This is a genomic window from Janthinobacterium algoris (genome assembly GCF_051380935.1).
GTDB lineage: Bacteria > Pseudomonadota > Gammaproteobacteria > Burkholderiales > Burkholderiaceae_D > Janthinobacterium.
This window is the reverse complement of the sequence record NZ_JBNYXZ010000003.1, coordinates 210,959-229,407: the sequence shown is the minus strand read 5'-3', so window position 1 is coordinate 229,407 and position 18,449 is coordinate 210,959. Positions and strand designations below refer to the sequence as shown.

Genomic DNA, 18,449 nt, shown 5'->3' with positions numbered 1-18,449 from the left:
CAAACGCCTTACACATAAAAACACAGAGCGCCATCCAACGAGGTGGCGCCTGAGACAAGCAACAGGGAGACACTGGTGCAAACGACTACCACAGCAACGATGCCGACTTTTCCGCGGCGCTTATTGCAACACGGGACAGTACGATCCGACAAGCCCGCATTCCGCGAAAAACACCTGGGCATCTGGCAAACCTGGACCTGGTTTGAGGTCAACGAGGAGGTGCGCGCGCTGGCCTGCGGCCTGGCTGCCATCGGCTTCCAGCGCGGCATGAACTTGGCCATCATTGGCGACAACCGTCCCCGCCTGTACTGGGCCATGCTGGCCGCGCAAAGCCTGGGCGGTGTGCCCGTGCCACTCTACCAAGATGCGCCGGCCGCCGACATGGCCTATGTGCTGCAGGATGCGGAAATCCGCTACGCCATCGTCGAAGACCAGGAGCAGGTCGACAAACTGCTCGAACTCAAGGCCCTGTATCCGCACATCGCCCACATCGCCTATGACGATGAACGGGGCATGCGCCATTACCGCCAGCCGGAACTGATGTCCTTTGCCGCCCTGCAGGTGCTGGGCAGGGCCTACGACCGCGAACATCCCGGCTTCTTCGACGCTGCGGTGGAAGCGGGACGGGGCAGTGACTCCGCCGTGATCCTGTACACCTCGGGCACCACGGGCAAGCCGAAGGGCGTGTGCCAGAGCCACACGGCGCTACTGGCGGCCGGCGAAGGCGGCGTGGCCTTCGACAAACTCACCGACGACGAAGACATCCTGTCCTACCTGCCCATGGCGTGGGTAGGCGACTGCCTGTTTTCGCTGGCGCAGGCCATGGTGGCCGGCTTCACCGTCAATTGCCCCGAATCGGGCGACACGGTGATGATCGACATGCGCGAAATCGGCCCCACCTGCTACTTCGCCCCGCCGCGCGTGTTCGAAAACATGCTCACCAGCGTGATGATACGCATGGAAGACGCCAGCAGCATCAAGCGCCACATGTTCAGCCATTTCATGGACGTGGCCAAGCGCTGCGGCGCGCAGATTTTGGACGGCAAGCCCGTGTCGCTGGCGGATCGCCTCAGCTACAAGCTGGGCGAGCTGCTGGTCTACGGCCCCCTGAAAAACGTGTTGGGGCTGTCGCGCGTGCGCGTCGCCTATACGGCCGGCGCCGCCATTGGCCCCGACCTGTTCCGCTTCTACCGTTCCATCGGTGTCAACCTCAAGCAGTTGTACGGCTCTACTGAAACCTGCGCCTATGTGTGTCTGCAGCCGGACGGCAATATCAAGTTCGATAGCGTGGGCTTGCCCGCGCCCGGCGTGGAAGTCAAGCTGGCGCAAAATGGTGAAGTGCTGGTGAAGTCGCCGGCCACCATGAGCGGCTACTTCAAGCGTCCCGATGCCACGGCCGAAGTGATCGACGCCGACGGCTACTTTCATACCGGCGACGCGGGCGTGTTCGATAGCGAAGGCCACCTGAAAATCATCGACCGCGCGGCCGATGTCGGCAAGCTTTCGTGCGGCGCCATCTTCGCGCCCAACTACATCGAAAACAAGCTCAAGTTCTTCCCTTTCATCAAGGAAGTGGTGGCCTTCGGCCATGCGCGCGACCAGGTATGCGCCTTCATCAATATCGATATTGAAGCGGTGGGCAACTGGTCGGAGCGGCGCGGCATCGCGTATGCCGGCTACACCGACCTGGCGGCGCGCACCGAAACCTACGGCTTGATCCGCGACTGCATCGAGCAGGTGAATGCGGAACTGGCGACCGATCCGCTGATGGAGCGCACGCAGATCCACCGCTTCCTGGTGCTGCACAAGGAGCTGGACCCGGACGACGACGAGCTGACGCGCACGCGCAAGGTGCGCCGCAAATTCATCGCCGAAAAGTACGCGGTGCTCATTTCCGCCCTGTATGAAGGCAAGGCAACGCAATACATCGAGACCCAGGTGAAATTCGAGGATGGCCGCACCGGTTCGACCAGCGCCGACCTGCAGATCTGGGACAGCAAAACGTATCGGCCCCAAGGCCTGGCCGCATGATGGAGCACAGCACGATGCAAATGAACGAACCCGACGCCCATTTCGGCACGGCCCGCAAGACCGGTCCCGTGATCCTCGACCTGAAAAACATCTCGCTATCGTTCGGCGGCGTGAAAGCGCTGACCGACATCTCGTTTGACGTCAAGCAGCATGAAATCCGCGCCATCATCGGCCCGAACGGCGCCGGCAAAAGCTCGATGTTGAACGTGATCAATGGCGTGTACCGTCCGCAGCAGGGCGAAATCATTTATCGGGGCGAGCACCGACGCGGCATGGACTGCTACCAGGCTGCCAAGTCCGGCATCGCGCGCACCTTCCAGAACATCGCCCTTTTTAAAGGCATGACGGTGTTAGATAACATCATGACAGGACGCAACCTGAAGATGAAGTCGAATTTTCTCTTGCAAGCCCTGTACTGGGGACCGGCGCGGCGCGAGGAAATCGAACACCGCAAGAAGGCCGAAGAGATCATCGACTTCCTGGAAATCCAGGCCATTCGCAAGACGCCTGTGGGGCGCCTGCCCTACGGCTTGCAAAAGCGCGTGGAACTGGGTCGCGCGCTGGTGGCCGAACCGGAAATTTTGCTGCTGGATGAACCGATGGCCGGCATGAACGTCGAAGAAAAGCAGGACATGTGCCGCTTCATCCTCGACGTCAACGACCAGCTGGGCACGACGATCGTGCTGATCGAGCACGACATGGGCGTGGTGATGGATATCTCCGACCGCGTGGTGGTACTCGACTACGGCAAGAAGATCGGCGACGGCACGCCCGACGAGGTGCGCAGCAACCAGGATGTCATCAACGCCTATCTCGGCGTGGCGCACTAGACAAGGAATAGCAATGAATATCAATTTTTTCTTTGAAGTGCTGATCGGCGGCCTGCTGTCGGGCGTCATGTACGCGCTGGTGGCGATCGGTTTTGTCCTGATCTACAAGGCTTCGGGCGTGTTCAATTTTGCGCAGGGAGCGATGGTATTCTTTGCCGCCCTCACCTGCGTCGGCATCATGGACAAGTTCGGCCTGTCGCTATGGCTGGCCATCCCGCTGACGATGCTCACCATGATCGTACTGGGCATGGCGATTGAAAGGGTGGTCTTGCGCCCCCTCGTCAACCAACCTGAAATCACGCTGTTCATGGCCACCATCGGCCTGACCTTTTTCATCGAGGGCCTGGCGCAGCTGATGTGGGGCTCGCAAGTGCACAAGCTGGACCTGCCCATCGAAGACGTGCCGATGCAGTTCCTGATGGACCGCTTCGACATCAACATCTCGCAGTTCGACCTGATGGCGGCCGGCATCTGCGCGCTGCTGGTGATCTGCCTGGCCCTGCTGTTTTCGAAAACCAAGGTGGGCCGCGCCCTGCGCGCCGTCGCCGACGACCACCAGGCGGCGCTGGCGGTCGGCATTCCGCTGCAGCGCATCTGGGCCGTGGTGTGGGGTGTGGCGGGCCTGGTGGCCATGGTGGCCGGCTTGCTGTGGGGCGCGCGCAACGGCGTGCAGTTCGCCCTCACCTTCATCGCCTTGAAAGCACTGCCGGTGCTGATCCTCGGCGGCTTTACCTCGGTACCCGGCGCCATCGTCGGTGGCTTGATCATCGGCGCTTCGGAAAAGCTGGCCGAAGTCTACCTCGGCCCCATGGTGGGCGGCGGCATCGAAGGCTGGTTCCCGTATGTGCTGGCCCTGCTGTTCTTGCTGGTGCGCCCGGAAGGCTTGTTCGGCGAGAAAATCATCCGGCGCATCTGACGCCGCACCGCCGCCGCATGATGCACACCATGCACACCATGCATACGACGCACAACGCTACCGCTCCATCGCAAAGGACACGCCATGATTTACCGTGAAGCAGGACAATTCAAGACCAGCTACCAGGCTGACAACCAGATTTTTCCGATCCGCCAGGACCGCCTGGCGCTGACGGCCACGCTCCTAGTCGCCGTCTTCCTCCTGCCGTATTTTGCCTCGCCGTACATGCTGTCGGCGATCCTGATTCCCTTCCTGATCTTCGCGCTGGCAGCACTCGGCCTGAACATCCTGACCGGCTACGCAGGCCAGCTGTCGCTGGGTACGGCCGCCTTCATGGCCGTGGGCGCGTTTGCCTCGTATAACTTCATGGCCCGCCTGCCTGGCTTGCCGCTGCTGGTGTCGTTCATCCTGGGCGGCCTGTGCGCGGCCATGGTGGGCATCGCCTTCGGCCTGCCCTCCTTGCGCATCCGCGGCTTTTACCTGGCCGCCTCCACGCTGGCGACGCAGTTTTTTGTCGTCTGGTGCCTGACCAAGATCCCGTACCTGACCAACTACAGCTCCTCGGGCGTGATCACGGTGCAGAAAATGACCATCCTCGGCTACCAGTTCGATACGCCACAAAGCAAATACCTGCTGGTGCTGGCGATTGTTGCCGGCATGGCCCTGCTGGCCAAGAACATGATCCGCTCGAACGTGGGCCGCTCGTGGATGGCCGTGCGCGACATGGACATGGCCGCCGAAGTGATCGGTTTCAGACTGATGCGCACCAAGCTGCTGGCCTTCGCCGTCAGCTCGTTCTACTGCGGCGTGGCCGGCGCGCTGTATGCGTATGCCTACCTGGGCACGGTGGAACCGGAAGCGTACAACCTGGACCTGTCCTTCCGCATTCTCTTCATGATCATCATCGGCGGCGTCGGTTCGATCCTGGGTTCCTTCCTCGGTGCGGCCTTCATCGTGCTGCTGCCCGTCTTCCTGAACACCATCGCGCATGGCCTGGCATTGCCGACCAGCGTGGCCTCGAACCTCGAACTGATGGTGTTCGGCGCGCTGATCATCTTCTTCCTGATCGTCGAGCCACACGGCCTGGCCAGGCTGTGGCAGATCGCGAAAGAAAAATTACGCCTCTGGCCTTTCCCGCACTAACGGTTTTACTTCGCAGTCCGATGTCGGTTCACTTGAATACCAAATAAAACAAGAGGAGACACAATGAAACACATCAAATCGCTCATGCTGGCCGCCGCCATCGCCAGTGCCACGCTCACCATTGCCGGCAGCGCGCAGGCGCAAGACAAGGAGCAGTACATCGCCCTGCCGTCCTACCGCGTGGGCCCTTACGCGGCCGGCGGCTCCGGTTTCTACGGCGGCATCATCGACTACTTCAACCTGGTCAACCAGGCCGGCGGCGTCAATGGCGTCAAGATCAGCTGGGAAGAATGCGAAACCGAATACAACCCGTCGCGCGGCGTGGAATGCTATGAACGCCTGAAAACCAAGCAGGGTGGCGCCACCCTGGTCGAAACCCTGTCCACGGGCGTCGCCTACGGCATCCTGGACCGCGTGGCGCAAGACAAGATCCCCATGACGATGATCGGCTACGGCCGCTCGGACGCCGCCAACGGCAAAGTCTTCCCATATGTGTATCCGCTGATCTCCAGCTACTGGAGCCAGGCCGCCGCCATGATCAAATACCTGGGCGACAAGAATGGCGGCATGGACAAGCTGAAAGGGAAAAAAATCGTCCACCTGTACCACGATTCGGCCTTCGGCAAGGAGCCGATGCCCGTGCTGGAAGCGCTGTCGAAACAGTACGGCTTTGAACTGGTGAAAATCCCCGTCGCGCCGCCCGGCAGCGAGCAGCAATCGCAATGGCTGCAAATCCGCCAGGCCAAGCCGGACCACGTGATCCTGTGGGGCTGGGGCGTGATGAACTCTGTTGCCATCAAGACGGCGCAGCGCAACGGCTTCCCGCGCGAAAAAATGCTGGGCGTCTGGTGGGCCGGCTCCGAGGAAGACACGATTCCATCGGGCGACGCAGCCAAGGGTTACACGGCGATGACGTTTAATACGCCGGGCAATTACCCCGTGCTGGACGACATCCGCAAGAAACTCTACACGTCCGGCAAGGGCAATCTGTCCGACCAGTCGCGCATCGGCTCCGTCTACCACATGCGCGGCGTGACGGCCGGCATCCTGTGGGTGGAGGCGATCCGCGTGGCACAGGAAAAATTCGGCAAGGGCAAACCGATTACGGGCGAGCAGATGCGCTGGGGCCTGGAAAACCTGAACGTTGACGATGCGCGCCAGAAGGCCGTCGGCGCGCTGGGCATGTTCCCCACCGTGAAAACCAGCTGCGACGACCATGAAGGCTCGGGCGCCGTGAAAGTGCAGCAATGGGATGGCAAGAAATGGAACGCCATCACGCCGAAATGGATCGTCGGCGACAAGGCCCTGGTGCGCAAGCTGGTCGAGGAATCGTCAGGCAAGTACGCCGAAGAGAAGAAGATCACGCCGGCGTGCATGAAGTAATGCAGTAGGCGAGAGGAACCGGACCGGCCACCGCCGGTCCCGTGTTTAACATTTTTAAAGAAGCAGCCATGACCCACACTGCCACGCAATCCCCGATCCAGGCGGACGCGCCGCCGCCCTATCTGTCGGTGAACAATATCGAAGTCATCTACGACCACGTGATCCTGGTCCTGAAGGGCGTCTCGCTGCAAGTGCCGCAAGGCAAGATCGTGGCGCTATTGGGCGCCAACGGCGCCGGCAAGTCGACCACCTTGAAAACCATCTCGACGCTGCTGCGCGGCGAACGCGGCGACGTCACCAAGGGCGAGGTCCAGTTCAAGGGCGAGCGCGTGGATCAACTGACGCCAAATGAATTGGTCAAACGGGGCCTTTCGCAAGTGATGGAAGGGCGCCACTGTTTCGGCCACCTCACCATCGAGGAAAACCTCTTGACGGGCGCCTACACGCGCAGCCTGTCGCGCGGCGAGCTGAAAGACGCGCTGGAGAAGGTGTATCACTATTTCCCGCGCCTGAAAACGCGGCGCAGCAGCCAGGCCGGCTATACCTCGGGCGGCGAACAGCAGATGTGCGCCATCGGCCGCGCGCTGATGGCCAAGCCCTCGATGATTTTATTGGACGAACCCTCGATGGGCATCGCGCCGCAGATCGTCGAAGAGATCTTCGGCATCGTCAAGGACCTGAACCACAAGGAAAACGTGTCTTTCCTGCTGGCCGAGCAGAACACCAACGTGGCACTGCGCTACGCCGACTTCGGCTACATCCTGGAAAACGGACGGGTCGTGATGGAAGGACAAGCCCAGGAACTGGCCAGCAACGAAGACGTCAAAGAGTTTTATCTGGGCGTCTCCAGCGCCGGGCGCAAGAGCTTCCGCGACATGAAGTTCTACCGCCGCCGCAAGCGCTGGCTGGCCTGACCGGAAGGAAGCATCATGGACCTGGAACGGGCCAAGCAAGTGTGCCGCGGCTTTCCCGGCGCGACAGAAGACATCAAATGGACGAACGTGCTGGCGTTTTCCGTTGGCGGCAAGCTGTTCGCGCTGTGCGGCGCGGAAGCGCACAGCACGCGCGGCATCAGCTTCAAAGTCGATGCGGAACGCTTCCTGGAACTGACGGACCGCCCCGGCTTTCGCCCTGCGCCCTACCTGGCGCGGGCCAAATGGGTGCTGGTCGCTAGCCCCGACGCGCTGGACGACGGGGAAATGGCGGCCCTGCTGCAGCGCTCATACAGCCTGATTTTTGCGGGACTGACGAAAAAAATGCAACGTGACATTGGAGAATCAGCAACATGACCGATACGCTCGACAGTCTGGAAGCACGCGCCCCGGAAGAACGCGAACGCGAATTGATGGCCGGCCTGCCGCAACTGATCGCGCGCGCACAGGCGGCGCCGGGCTGGGCCCGCATTCTCGATGGCGTCAACGCGGCCGACATCACCAGCCGCGCCGCGCTGGCGCAACTGCCCGTCACGCGCAAGTCCGACCTCAAGCAATTGCAGCACGGCGCGCTGCCGTTCGGCGGCTTGAATACGACGCCGAAGAACGCCTTGTCGCGCGTGTTCGTCTCGCCCGGCCCCATCTTCGACCCGGAAGGCCGCGGCCCGGACTGGTGGCGCTTCGCGCGGCCCATGTATGCGGCCGGCGTGCGCGCCGGCGGCTTGCTGCAGAACTGCTTTTCATATCACTTCACGCCGGCCGCCTTCATGGTCGAAGGGGGCGCCGCACGCATCGGCTGCACCGTCATCCCGGCCGGCATCGGCCAAACGGAAATGCAGGTGCAGGCGATGGTCGACCTGAAGCCGGACACGTATATCGGCACGCCGTCATTCCTGAAACTGATCATCGAGAAGGCGCGCGAGATGGGCGCCGATATCAGCAGCGTCACCAAGGCAGTGATGGGTGCGGAAGCCTTGCCCGAATCCTTGCGCAGCTGGTTTGCCGAGAATGGCGTGCCGCACGTGTTCCAGACTTATGCCTCGGCCGATATCGGCAGCATCGCCTATGAAACGGCCAGCAATGGCAAGCTCAATCCGGGCATGGTCGTTGACGAAAACGTGCTGCTCGAAATCGTCCACCCGGGCAGCGGCATTCCCGTCGCACCGGGCGAAGTGGGTGAAGTCGTCGTCACCGTCTTCAATGCCGACTACCCGCTGATCCGCTTTGCCACTGGCGATTTATCGGCCGTGCTGATGGACGCGGCGGATTCGCCGTGCGGGCGCACAAATACGCGCATCCGCGGCTGGATGGGACGCGCCGACCAGACCACCAAGGTGCGCGCCATGTTCGTGCATCCGTCGCAGGTGCATGAAATCGCGCGCCGCCATCCGCAGATCAAAAAGGCGCGGCTGGTGGTATCGGGACGCATGGCCAACGACGAAATGGCTTTGCATTGCGAAGTCGACGATCCGTGCGACGCCAGCGGGGTGGAAGCCATCATCGGCTCGATCCGCGAACTGACCAAGCTGCGCGGCGACGTGGTGCTGGTGGCAGTGGGCAGCCTGGCGCAGGATGGCAAGGTCATTGACGACATGCGCGATTACAAATAAGGCCGATTTGCGGGATAATACCGGCATTGACCATCAGCCCCATTCATCGCCATGCAAGAGTCCATGCAAGAATTTCATCACAACCGTGCCCGTGACCTGATCAAGAACGCGGAACTGCTGTTCGACCAAGATACCGTGCAGGCGTCGATCACGCGCATGGCCGATGTACTCAACACGCGCTTCAATGCAGAGGACTCGAAAGAGTTCCCACTGGTGCTGGGCGTGATGGGCGGCGCCGTCGTATTTACGGGCAACCTGCTGCCGCAACTGAGCTTCCCGCTCGAATTCGACTACATCCATGTGAGCCGCTACGGCGACGACGACAAGGGTGGCGAAGTGGTGTGGAAAGTCATCCCCCGCTCGAACGTGGCGGGCCGCACCGTCATCGTGCTCGACGATATTCTCGACGAGGGCGAAACCCTGGCGCACGTCAAGCAGCGTTTGCTGGATATGGGCGCTTCCGAAGTGATCCTGGCCGTGTTTGCCGACAAAGCCATCGGCAAGAAAAAGCCCGTGCAGGCGGACATCGTCGGCCTGGTGATCCCGAACCGCTTCGTCGTCGGCTTCGGCATGGACGCGTACGGCTACTGGCGCAACCTGCCGGGCCTGTGGGCCATCAAACCCGAGGATTTGAAGCAGGAGTAAGGATGGATCGGATGACGCGGCATGCCGCATCATCCGGCAGCACCAGCGTTACAGCTTCAGGCGCGCGCGCGCCGCATCGTATTCGGCCTTCAGGCGCGCCACCATCTCTTCCACGCTCGGCACGTCATCCATCAGACCTACGCCCTGACCGGCGCCCCAGATGTCGCGCCAGGCCTTGGCGCTGCCGGAGCCAAAATTCATCGAACTCTTGTCCGCTTCGGGCAAGGCTTCCGGATCGAGTCCGGCCGCGACGATCGATTTTTTCAGGTAATTCCCGTGCACGCCCGTAAACAGGTTCGTGTAGACGATGTCCGATGCGGCAGACTCGACGATGGCGTCGCGGTAACCGTCGCTGACGTTCGATTCCTTGGTCGCCAGCCAGCGCGAGCCAATGTAGGCAAAGTCGGCGCCCATGGCTTGCGCGGCCAGCACGGCATCGCCGGTGGCGATGGAGCCCGACAACGCCAGCGGACCGTCAAAGAATTTGCGCACTTCACCCACCAGCGCGAACGGCGACAGGGTGCCAGCGTGACCGCCAGCGCCGCTGGCCACCAAAATCAAGCCGTCGACACCCGCCTCCAGCGCCTTTTTCGCGTGACGGATCGAAATCACGTCATGCAGCACGATGCCGCCATAGCTGTGGATGGCGTCGAGCATTTCCTTGGGCGGCGCGCGCAGCGAGGAAATGATGATGGGAATCCGGTGTTTCACGCATACTTCCACGTCATGCGCCAAGCGGTCGTTCGACTGGTGCACGATCTGGTTAACGGCGATCGGCCCCACTTTTTTGTCGGGATTGGCAGCCTGGAAGGCTGCCAGCTCGGCTTGCAGCTCCGTGAGCCAGGTGTCGAGCAATTCGGCGGGACGCGCGTTCAGGGCCGGGAAAGAACCGACGATGCCGGCCTTGCACTGCGCCGCGACGAGGGCCGGGCCGCTGGCGATGAACATCGGCGAGGCGATAACGGGTAGGGAGAGGTTTTGCAACGCAACAGGCAATGCCATGGCGGACTCGCTGGAAAGTTGATCGGGATGAGGGACACACTGAACAATGATTATAGTGCAGAAAAAGTACGATCGTGCTGAATTTATCGCCTGGCCGTTTCAGCCCTCGTTGAGCAAGTACTCACTCTCGACTCTTGCCGCTGCAGCTCTCACCAGCTGCGACACGGCCCACTCGGCCAGCGCAGCCGCCTCCTGGCGCAGGAAACGCCGGTTAGCCTCTTCGAAGACGGGCATGCCGCGCAGCAGGGCCGGTATCTCGGCGAGGGCGATGCGCTGGCGTTCCAGCAGCAGGAATTTCAGCAGCACTTTCACCGCGTTCTGCGCATTGCGCACGGGGTCGGACGACAGGTAATCAAGACGCGAATAGGCGCGCTGCAGGGCACCAGCAGCGTCCTGGAAGGGGCGTCCATGGCCGGGAATCACCACACGCACGTCCAGGCTGGCGATCAGGTCGAGCGTGGCGCGCGCTTCAAGAAAGCCGGAGCCGCCATCGAGTTCGGGGAAGATCACGCCAAAGCCGTTTTCCCACAGGGCGTCGGCAGAAATAAGGATGCCCTCGTCGGCACAATAAAAGATCAATGAATGGGGATCGTGGCCGGGCGCGCCCAGCGCCTGCCAACGCAGGTCGGCCAGGGAGAATGTGTCGCCGGGGGAAATGGTGGCGTCAAAGCCGAAGCGCGGACATTGCTGGCCCGTAGCCTGGAAACTGAGAGCATCGACATCCCACACTCTCACCTTGTCCGCTTCCGACACGGGAATGGCCGTCTGGCAGCCATATTCGGCTTGCAGCAGCGCGTTGCCGCCGCAATGGTCGGAGTGCAGATGGGTGTTGAACAAGCGGTCCAGGGGCCGGCCGGCCAGGCTATGGCGCAGCAGGGCCAGTGTTTGCGGCGCATGCGTGACATAGCCGCTGTCGATCAGGGCCGCGTCATCCTTGCCCTTGAACAGAATGTTATTCGACGACAGCCAGCCGCGTTCAAACACCTGCATGGAATCGGGGAACAGCGCTGGCGATCGCGGCATGGGCTTCCTCAGTAATCGGGCTCGAAGTCGAGCAAAGCTTCGCGGCCTGGCAATTCGGCCCATACGGCGCGCTTGAAGTCGTCATCGGCCTTGCTCCAGGCAATGATCTCGTCGAGCGTGCGCAAACAGCCTTCGCACAAGCCACTGTTGCGGTTCATCTTGCACAGGCTGACACAAGGCGACGGCACCGGTGACGGCAAGGGGAGCGGAACGGCTGGCGGAGGTGGGGTAGCGACCATCATGGAGCGGCATCGGTAAACGTGAAGGCTTTCATTATGCCGCGAAACCATGCCGGCGAGGCGATAGCGTCCCCATGCAATGTTTCCGTGAATATATTTTCAAGCGAAAGCATGATCAAAAACTTATCTTCTGGAAATTTATTTTGCAGTCCGTTCTCACTCTGCGGGTATCCGTCCTACAACACGATTAGGCCAGATCCTGCTTGACTTGAGATATTTCAGAACTATACTACCATCCATACAGATGGCAAATGGATGCCACGGGGAGTTTTTGGAGACTTATGGCCAAGCAAGACAGCAAGCCCAAAATTGGGGAATCCGAGAAAATCACGATCAACCTCGGTTTGATCGACCTGGGGCAAATCGATCTGCTGGTCCAGGAGGGATTTTATTCCAACCGCACGGATCTGATCCGGACGGCGATACGCAATCAGCTAGGTATCCACGCCGACGTGGTGAAACAAACCGTCGCCCGTAAAAGCCTGGTATTGGGCATGCAGCATTATTCGCGCGCCGACCTGGAGGCGATCCAGGCAGCCGGCCAGCGCCTGCAAATTCAGGTTCTGGGACTGGCCAGCATCGCCAGCGACGTCTCCGTGGAACTGGCACTGGCCACGATCGAGTCGATTTTCGTATTAGGTGCCCTGCACGCCAGCACCGTCGTCAAGACGGCGCTAGCAGGGCGAATTCACTAGCGTATTGGTTCGCGGCGATGACCCGGCCGATGCGCGGCACCGTAAGGATAGTCATGAAACTACCTCTCAACATGTTGGCGCACATGCGCACAGCAACCCGCAATCTGATGGGCCAAGGTCCTGCTGCCGCCACCGAAGCCATCCAACAGGCGCTGGCCGCGGCCGGCCTGGCGCCGCAGGCAGCGTCCGCGCAGCAGCCACCACCGCAGGCCATGCGCGACATTAATCCACCACCGGCGCCACCACCGGCACCGCCATCAGCGCAGGCCCGGGCCGCGCAGCCGCAAGCTGATGCTGCGCCGGAAGCGCCGCCTGTGCCGCCCACGCCCGCGCAGGCGGCGCAGGATTTCGCGCAGGATTTCATGGCGCGCCTGGGCGTGCCTGTCGGCCTGGGGCAGCACAGTTTCGACATGCCCAGCTTCGAAATGCCGAGTTTTCATCCGCCAGGTTTCAACGCGCCGGCCACCACGCCGGCCGAACTCCCCGCTGGCGCACAGTTCATCGACGGCGTTTACCGCAACCATGCGGGCACGCGCTCCTACAAACTGTATATCCCCAGCAGCTATCACGGCCAGGCCATGCCGCTGATCGTGATGCTGCACGGCTGCACGCAAAATCCCGACGATTTCGCGGCCGGCACGCAGATGAATGCGCTGGCCGAAGAAAAGGAATGTTTTGTCGTCTATCCGGCGCAGACGCAGGGTGCCAACAGTTCGCGCTGCTGGAACTGGTTCAATGCCATCGACCAGCAGCGCGACCAGGGCGAACCGTCGCTGATCGCCGGCATCGCGCGGCAAGTCATCGACGACTACCCGGTGAATGAACGCGAAGTGTTCGTCGCCGGCCTGTCGGCGGGCGGCGCCATGGCCGTCATTGTCGGCACCTTGTACCCGGATTTGTTTTCCGCCGTCGGTGTGCATTCGGGCCTGCCGTTCGCCTCGGCAAAGGACTTGCCGTCGGCGCTGGCCGCCATGAAGGGCGGCGCCATGCCCAATGCCCAGCGCCAGGCGCCGGCGGGCGGCGTGCCCATCATCGTTTTCCACGGCGACCGCGACACCACCGTCAACCCGCGCAATGGCGATGAACTGATTGCCCAGGGCGTGCGCAGCCAGGCGGGCGGCAAGGCTGCCAAGGCCGCTTCCATGGATGGCAGCGTACCGAATGGCCACCGCTACACGCGCACCACGCACAGCCAGGCCGATGGCTCGCCGCTGGGCGAACACTGGGTCATCCACGGCGCAGGTCATGCCTGGTCCGGCGGCAGTGGCAGTGGCAGCTACACGGATGGCAAAGGGCCGGACGCCAGCCGAGAGATGCTGCGCTTCTTCAAGACCGTTAGCTGATGTTTTCGGTGTAGGGCGCGATCTGGCGCTGCTTGTCGGCGATCTCGCACACGCCATCGGCATACCGGTTGGAGATGGCGATGAACTGGTCCTGGATCTCCAGGAAGGCGTCGACGATCTCGGCGTCGAAGTGCGAACCGCGCCCCTCGACGATAATCTGCACGGCCTGCGCATGGTGCATGCCCTGCTTGTAGATGCGCCGGCTGATCAGGGCGTCATATACGTCGGCCAGCGCCATCAGGCGCGCCGAAATCGGAATGTCTTCGCCTGCGAGTCCTAGCGGGTAACCGCTGCCATCCCATTTTTCATGGTGGCTGTAGGCGATCTCCTTGGCGTACTTGAGGAAATCGACTTCGATACCCAGCTCGTGTTCGGCCGCCAGGATGGCGTCGCGCCCCAGGGTGGTGTGCGTCTTCATGATGGCCATTTCGTGTGGTTCGAAACGCCCCGGCTTGAGCAGGATATGGTCGGGGATCCCCACCTTGCCGATGTCATGCAGCGGTGCCGTCTTGAACAGCAGTTCGATATTCTTGTCCGTCAAAAAGTCACGGAAACGCGGCAGGCCGCGTACTTTCTCGGCCAGCGCCTTCAGGTAGTGCGAGGTGCGGCGGATATGGTTGCCCGTCTCGCTGTCGCGCGTCTCGGCCAGCGAGGCCATGGCGTGAATGGTGACGTCCTGCAGCGCCGCCACTTCCTGCACGCGGCGCTCCACTTCCGTTTCCAGGTAATGATTCTGGTCGCGCAAAAAATCCTGCATCTGCTTCATCGCCAGCTGCGTCCTGATGCGCGCCAGCACGATGGGCGCCGAAATCGGCTTGGTGATGTAGTCGACGGCGCCCAGGGCCAGGCCCAGCTGCTCGTCGGCCACTTCGCTCATGGCGGTCACAAAAATTACGGGTATGCCAGCCGTGGCGGGATCGGCCTTCAGCGCGCGGCACACATCGTAGCCGCTCATGCCCGGCATCATGATGTCGAGCAGGATCAGGTCGGGCTGGTCGCCGCCGCCGGCGATCTTCAGGGCGCGCTCGCCATTCACGGCGATCTTGGTCCGGTAATCGTCTTCCAGCACCGCGCGCAACAGGTCGATATTATCTGGCGTGTCGTCGACTACCAGAATGGTTGGCTTGCTTGCTGGGGCTCTCATGCCCGTCCTTCGTTCTGCATAGTTATCCTTGTCACAGTGTCAGCTCCAGCGCATCGGCCACCTCGCCCAGCTGCGCCAGCGCACCTTCGAAATCGTATTGTCCCAGCATGCGCTTCAACTGACGCGCGTGTTCCGCCTGCCCGGCCGCGACCAGCACGGGACCGATGCCATCGAGATGCTTGACGGCCTGCGCGTCGTCCTGCTGCAGCAACTGCGACAGTTCGCGCAAGCCCGCCTCCAGGTATGCCCGGTCCACCGGCGCCACCACGGCGTTGCCCGGCTCGGTCACATTGCCGCGCGACTGCATGGCCAGCACGATTTTCGGTACCAGTTCATCGAGTGCCAGGGTGCAGGCGGCCAGCGCCTGCGGCAAGCCATCGTGCGAGCCCAGGCTGAGCAAATGCTCGACCCGCGCGGCGCTGTCGGCCAGGCCGCCGGCGCCGATATTGCCGGCCAGGCCTTTCAGGGTATGCGCTTCGCGGATCGCCGTCTCGAGCTGGTTGTTCTCGATGGCGGCAACGATGCGCTGCATGGCATCGAACTGGGTTTCCACAAAACGATCCAGCAATTTTCGCATCAAAGTGGCATTGCCTCCCACGCGCCGCATGGCTTCCGCCATTTTCAGGCCGGCGATCACCGGCAGCTCCGCTTCCGGCTGCACCACCATCGCCGTCATTTCCTGCGGCGTGGCCGGCGCGATCCAGCGCGCCAGGGTACCGAACAGCTGCGCCACGTCGATCGGCTTGGCGATGAAATCGTTCATGCCGGCGTCCAGGCATTTTTCCTTGTCACCGACCATGGCATTGGCCGTCATGGCGATCACCGGCAAATTCGAATAACGCGGATCCTGGCGCAGCTTGCGGGTGGCCTGGTAACCGTCCATCACAGGCATCTGGCAATCCATCAGCACACCGTCATAGGCGTTTTCCTCGATCTTCGCCAGCGCGATGGCACCATTGCTCGCGATATCGACGCGGATGCCGGCGTCGTTGAGAATATGCTGCGCCACTTCCTGATTCACTTCATTATCTTCCACCAGCAGCAGCCAGGCACCGCGCAGCGCGCGTTCGTCGTCGCGGTAGCTGCTCTGGCGCTGCGTCTTGCGGCTCTGCCCCGTCACGCCGCCAAACACGAACGATATCTGGTCGAGCAGGGTCGAGGCGCTGACCGGCTTGTTCAATACGCCGTCGAGCGGCAAGTCCCGCTGGCGCGCCGCCTCCAGCAGCGCTTCGCGGTGGAAGGCCGTGACCATGATGCAGGCCGGCGTCGCATCGATGCCGGCGGCATCGGCGCGGATGCCGGCCAGAGTATCCAGACCGTTCATGCCCGGCATTTTCCAGTCCATCAGCACCAGGCCGTACGGGCGCCCTTCGGTGCGCGCCTGCGCCACGGCGCCGATGGCCAGCACGCCGCCAAACACGGCGCGCGCCTCGAAACCCAGCGCCGTCAGCATGCTGACGAAGATTTCACGCGCGCTGGGGTTGTCGTCCACCACCAGCACGCGCAGGCCCTGGAACTGCGGCGGTACTGGCAGGCTGTCGCGCGGCACGGCGGCCAGGCCGAAGCGGGCCGTAAAGAAAAAGGTACTGCCCACACCCGCTTCGCTGACCAGGTCAATCTCGCCTTCCATCATTTCCACCAGGCGCTTGCTGATGGTCAGCCCCAGGCCGGTGCCGCCATGGTGACGCGTGGTCGACGTGTCGGCCTGGGTAAATGCCTGGAACAATTTACTGCGCTGGGGCGGCGTCAGGCCGATGCCCGTGTCGCGCACGTCCACGCGCAGCACCGCCGCATGCTCTTCCAGCTGCTGCAGGCGGATGCTGACGACAATCTCGCCCTTGTCCGTAAATTTGATGGCATTGTTGGTCAGGTTGATCAGCACCTGGCCCAGGCGCAGCGGGTCGCCCTGCAATGCGTTCGGCACGTCGGGGCCGATGTCGAACAGCAGTTCGAGCCCCTTGTCCTGCGCCCGCATCACGGACAGGTCGGCGATCTGCGCCAGCACATCCTCGAGGAAAAAGTCGACTTTTTCAAAGGCCATCTTGCCCGCCTCGATCTTCGAGAAATCAAGGATATCGTCGATGATGGCCAGCAGATTCTTCGAAGCCGATTCCACCTTTTCCAGGTAGTTGCGCTGGGTCGACGTGAGCTCGGTCTGCAGCGCCAGGTGGGTCATGCCGATGATGCCGTTCATCGGCGTGCGAATTTCATGGGACATATTGGCCAGGAAGTCCGACTTCATCTTGGTCGCATCTTCGGCCACTTCGACGGCATGGCGCAGATCCTGCTCGACGGCCAGGTTAGTACTCATGTTTTTCAGCGCCTGCAGCAATTCGCCCGTTTCATCGCGCGACGTCACTTCGATGACGGAACTGAAGTCGCCTTTGGCCACGCGCGTGGCGATCGCCACCGCCTCGCCCAGCGGACGCGTGATCGAACGCGCCGACCAGGCAAAGGCCATGCCGGTCAACAGGGCTGCCAGTCCGATGCCGCCCATCAGGATCAGCGACGTATCGATGTCGTTGCGTATCCTGGCCGCGCTGTCGCGTATCAGTTGCTGCTGCAAGTCATCGAGCTGGCCCACATACAGCAGCACTTTTTCCAGCACCGGCAAGGTCTGCGTCTGCATGGCCTGCTCCGCGGCAGCATCCTCGCCGCGCTCGACCAGTTCGAACATCGCCTTGAGCGAAGCATAGTAGTCGGCGCGTGCCAGGTGCATCTGTTCCAGCAGGCGCCGTTCTTCCGGCCGCGCATCGAGACCATCGAGGATGCGCACCTGTTCGTCGATGCCTTGCTTGATCGCTTCCAGGCGCACCTGATTCGCCTGGCGCCATGCCAACTCGTGCTGGTTCGGCAGGCTGCCTATGCGCGTGGCCGCCTCGCGCGCCAGCCCATGGATCTTGCTGGTGGCCTTGGCGGCGACCCAGTCGCGCTGCAGGATATCGTCGGTCTCGGCACGGATGGCATAGATGCGGCTACCCGCCAGGACGATGACGACCAGCATCAGCACGATCAACATGGCATAACCGGCATTGATGCGCACGCCGATGCGGATATCCCTGAAGCGCATGACTTTCCTATCAGAAATTCTTGAAAATCGAAGTCTGAACGTATTCCCCTACGGAATGCAAGGTTTATTGCAAAGGAATTAGACGTCGAAGCGCTTATTTAGGCGCTGTTGGGACTTTTTCAGGCGGAGTCAAGGAGGCGATGTGGGCTTGCAGACAGGCGGGACACCAGCAGCGCCCGGCGCTGCTGCCGGGCACAGGAACGGCCGGCGGCAGGGCCACGCACCAGCAGGGTTCCTTGGCGTCCGGGTCTAGCTGGCCACACTGGAAGGTGGCGCCGCACAGGCTGCACTGGCTCATAGCTGTGTTTGAATTGGCAAGTGTGTGTCATGCTGCGCCGGGATGCGACGCAGATGTAACTGGCAGTAAAAGGGCTGGCTGGGGGACATATCGGGCCAGACTATAGGATCATCAGGGAAAATACAACAAGATCGCCCTATAATGC

The 18,449-nt window shown here is 61.9% G+C and carries 17 protein-coding genes; 11 read left to right on the top strand and 6 right to left on the bottom strand.

The features are described from left to right. Positions 1-99: 99 nt before the first annotated feature. The 9 genes from ACQ4W7_RS05995 to ACQ4W7_RS05955 all read left to right on the top strand — a co-directional run bounded on the left by ACQ4W7_RS05995 (position 100) and on the right by ACQ4W7_RS05955 (position 9,490). A complete protein-coding gene (locus tag ACQ4W7_RS05995; RefSeq protein WP_426073627.1) occupies positions 100-2,031 on the top strand; it encodes an AMP-binding protein in 1,932 nt (643 codons plus the stop codon). 14 nt (positions 2,032-2,045) lie between these two features. Continuing rightward, a complete protein-coding gene (locus ACQ4W7_RS05990; protein WP_251349535.1) occupies positions 2,046-2,861 on the top strand; it encodes an ABC transporter ATP-binding protein in 816 nt (271 codons plus the stop codon). A 19-nt stretch (positions 2,862-2,880) separates the two neighbouring features. Beyond that, positions 2,881-3,777 (top strand): branched-chain amino acid ABC transporter permease, encoded by an 897-nt coding sequence (locus ACQ4W7_RS05985; RefSeq protein ID WP_198521486.1) that lies wholly within the window; start codon positions 2,881-2,883, stop codon positions 3,775-3,777. Between the two features lie 84 nt (positions 3,778-3,861). Further along, positions 3,862-4,920 carry a branched-chain amino acid ABC transporter permease gene (locus tag ACQ4W7_RS05980; protein WP_034752817.1) on the top strand — a complete coding sequence of 353 codons (1,059 nt, stop codon included), beginning with the start codon at positions 3,862-3,864 and terminating at the stop codon, positions 4,918-4,920. 63 nt (positions 4,921-4,983) lie between these two features. Further along, positions 4,984-6,303 carry an ABC transporter substrate-binding protein gene (locus ACQ4W7_RS05975; RefSeq protein ID WP_436529148.1) on the top strand — a complete coding sequence of 440 codons (1,320 nt, stop codon included), beginning with the start codon at positions 4,984-4,986 and terminating at the stop codon, positions 6,301-6,303. 68 nt (positions 6,304-6,371) lie between these two features. Next, on the top strand, positions 6,372-7,217 hold the full coding sequence (locus ACQ4W7_RS05970; RefSeq protein WP_426073565.1) for an ABC transporter ATP-binding protein: 846 nt from the start codon (positions 6,372-6,374) through the stop codon (positions 7,215-7,217). Positions 7,218-7,232: 15 nt separating this feature from the next. Beyond that, the gene (locus tag ACQ4W7_RS05965) at positions 7,233-7,592 is read left to right on the top strand and encodes an MmcQ/YjbR family DNA-binding protein (RefSeq protein WP_436529146.1); all 360 of its coding nucleotides are present in this window, start codon (positions 7,233-7,235) and stop codon (positions 7,590-7,592) included. After that, positions 7,589-8,845, top strand: a complete 1,257-nt coding sequence (locus ACQ4W7_RS05960) for a phenylacetate--CoA ligase family protein (RefSeq protein ID WP_426073567.1) — start codon at positions 7,589-7,591, stop codon at positions 8,843-8,845. Before ACQ4W7_RS05965 ends, ACQ4W7_RS05960 begins: the two co-directional genes overlap by 4 nt. 63 nt (positions 8,846-8,908) lie before the next feature. Next, entirely contained in the window at positions 8,909-9,490 is a 582-nt protein-coding gene (locus ACQ4W7_RS05955; protein WP_035823544.1) for a hypoxanthine-guanine phosphoribosyltransferase, read from the top strand. Positions 9,491-9,538: 48 nt separating this feature from the next. Here the strand turns inward: ACQ4W7_RS05955 and ACQ4W7_RS05950 are convergent, their stop codons facing one another. From ACQ4W7_RS05950 to ACQ4W7_RS05940, 3 genes are all read right to left on the bottom strand, one after another. Beyond that, positions 9,539-10,492 (bottom strand): NAD(P)H-dependent flavin oxidoreductase, encoded by a 954-nt coding sequence (locus ACQ4W7_RS05950; RefSeq protein WP_099761116.1) that lies wholly within the window; start codon positions 10,490-10,492, stop codon positions 9,539-9,541. A gap of 99 nt (positions 10,493-10,591) precedes the next feature. After that, positions 10,592-11,515 (bottom strand): MBL fold metallo-hydrolase, encoded by a 924-nt coding sequence (locus ACQ4W7_RS05945; RefSeq protein WP_436529143.1) that lies wholly within the window; start codon positions 11,513-11,515, stop codon positions 10,592-10,594. Positions 11,516-11,523: 8 nt separating this feature from the next. Beyond that, on the bottom strand, positions 11,524-11,673 hold the full coding sequence (locus ACQ4W7_RS05940) for a DUF1289 domain-containing protein (protein WP_426073569.1): 150 nt from the start codon (positions 11,671-11,673) through the stop codon (positions 11,524-11,526). Positions 11,674-12,035: 362 nt separating this feature from the next. Here ACQ4W7_RS05940 and ACQ4W7_RS05935 point away from each other — a divergent pair, with 362 nt between their 5' ends. Both ACQ4W7_RS05935 and ACQ4W7_RS05930 read left to right on the top strand, forming a co-directional pair. Then, a complete protein-coding gene (locus ACQ4W7_RS05935) occupies positions 12,036-12,449 on the top strand; it encodes a CopG family transcriptional regulator (RefSeq protein ID WP_034783786.1) in 414 nt (137 codons plus the stop codon). Between the two features lie 53 nt (positions 12,450-12,502). Further along, on the top strand, positions 12,503-13,792 hold the full coding sequence (locus ACQ4W7_RS05930) for an extracellular catalytic domain type 1 short-chain-length polyhydroxyalkanoate depolymerase (protein ID WP_436529141.1): 1,290 nt from the start codon (positions 12,503-12,505) through the stop codon (positions 13,790-13,792). Here the strand turns inward: ACQ4W7_RS05930 and ACQ4W7_RS05925 are convergent. The 3 genes from ACQ4W7_RS05925 to ACQ4W7_RS05915 form a co-directional block, all read right to left on the bottom strand. After that, positions 13,785-14,936 (bottom strand): response regulator, encoded by a 1,152-nt coding sequence (locus ACQ4W7_RS05925; RefSeq protein ID WP_426073571.1) that lies wholly within the window; start codon positions 14,934-14,936, stop codon positions 13,785-13,787. The genes ACQ4W7_RS05930 and ACQ4W7_RS05925 overlap by 8 nt on opposite strands. A 31-nt stretch (positions 14,937-14,967) precedes the next feature. Next, entirely contained in the window at positions 14,968-18,006 is a 3,039-nt protein-coding gene (locus tag ACQ4W7_RS05920) for a response regulator (protein ID WP_436529138.1), read from the bottom strand. A 94-nt stretch (positions 18,007-18,100) separates the two neighbouring features. After that, positions 18,101-18,304, bottom strand: coding sequence for a cysteine-rich CWC family protein (locus ACQ4W7_RS05915; protein ID WP_426073573.1), 204 nt, complete (start codon positions 18,302-18,304; stop codon positions 18,101-18,103). Positions 18,305-18,449: the final 145 nt, after the last annotated feature.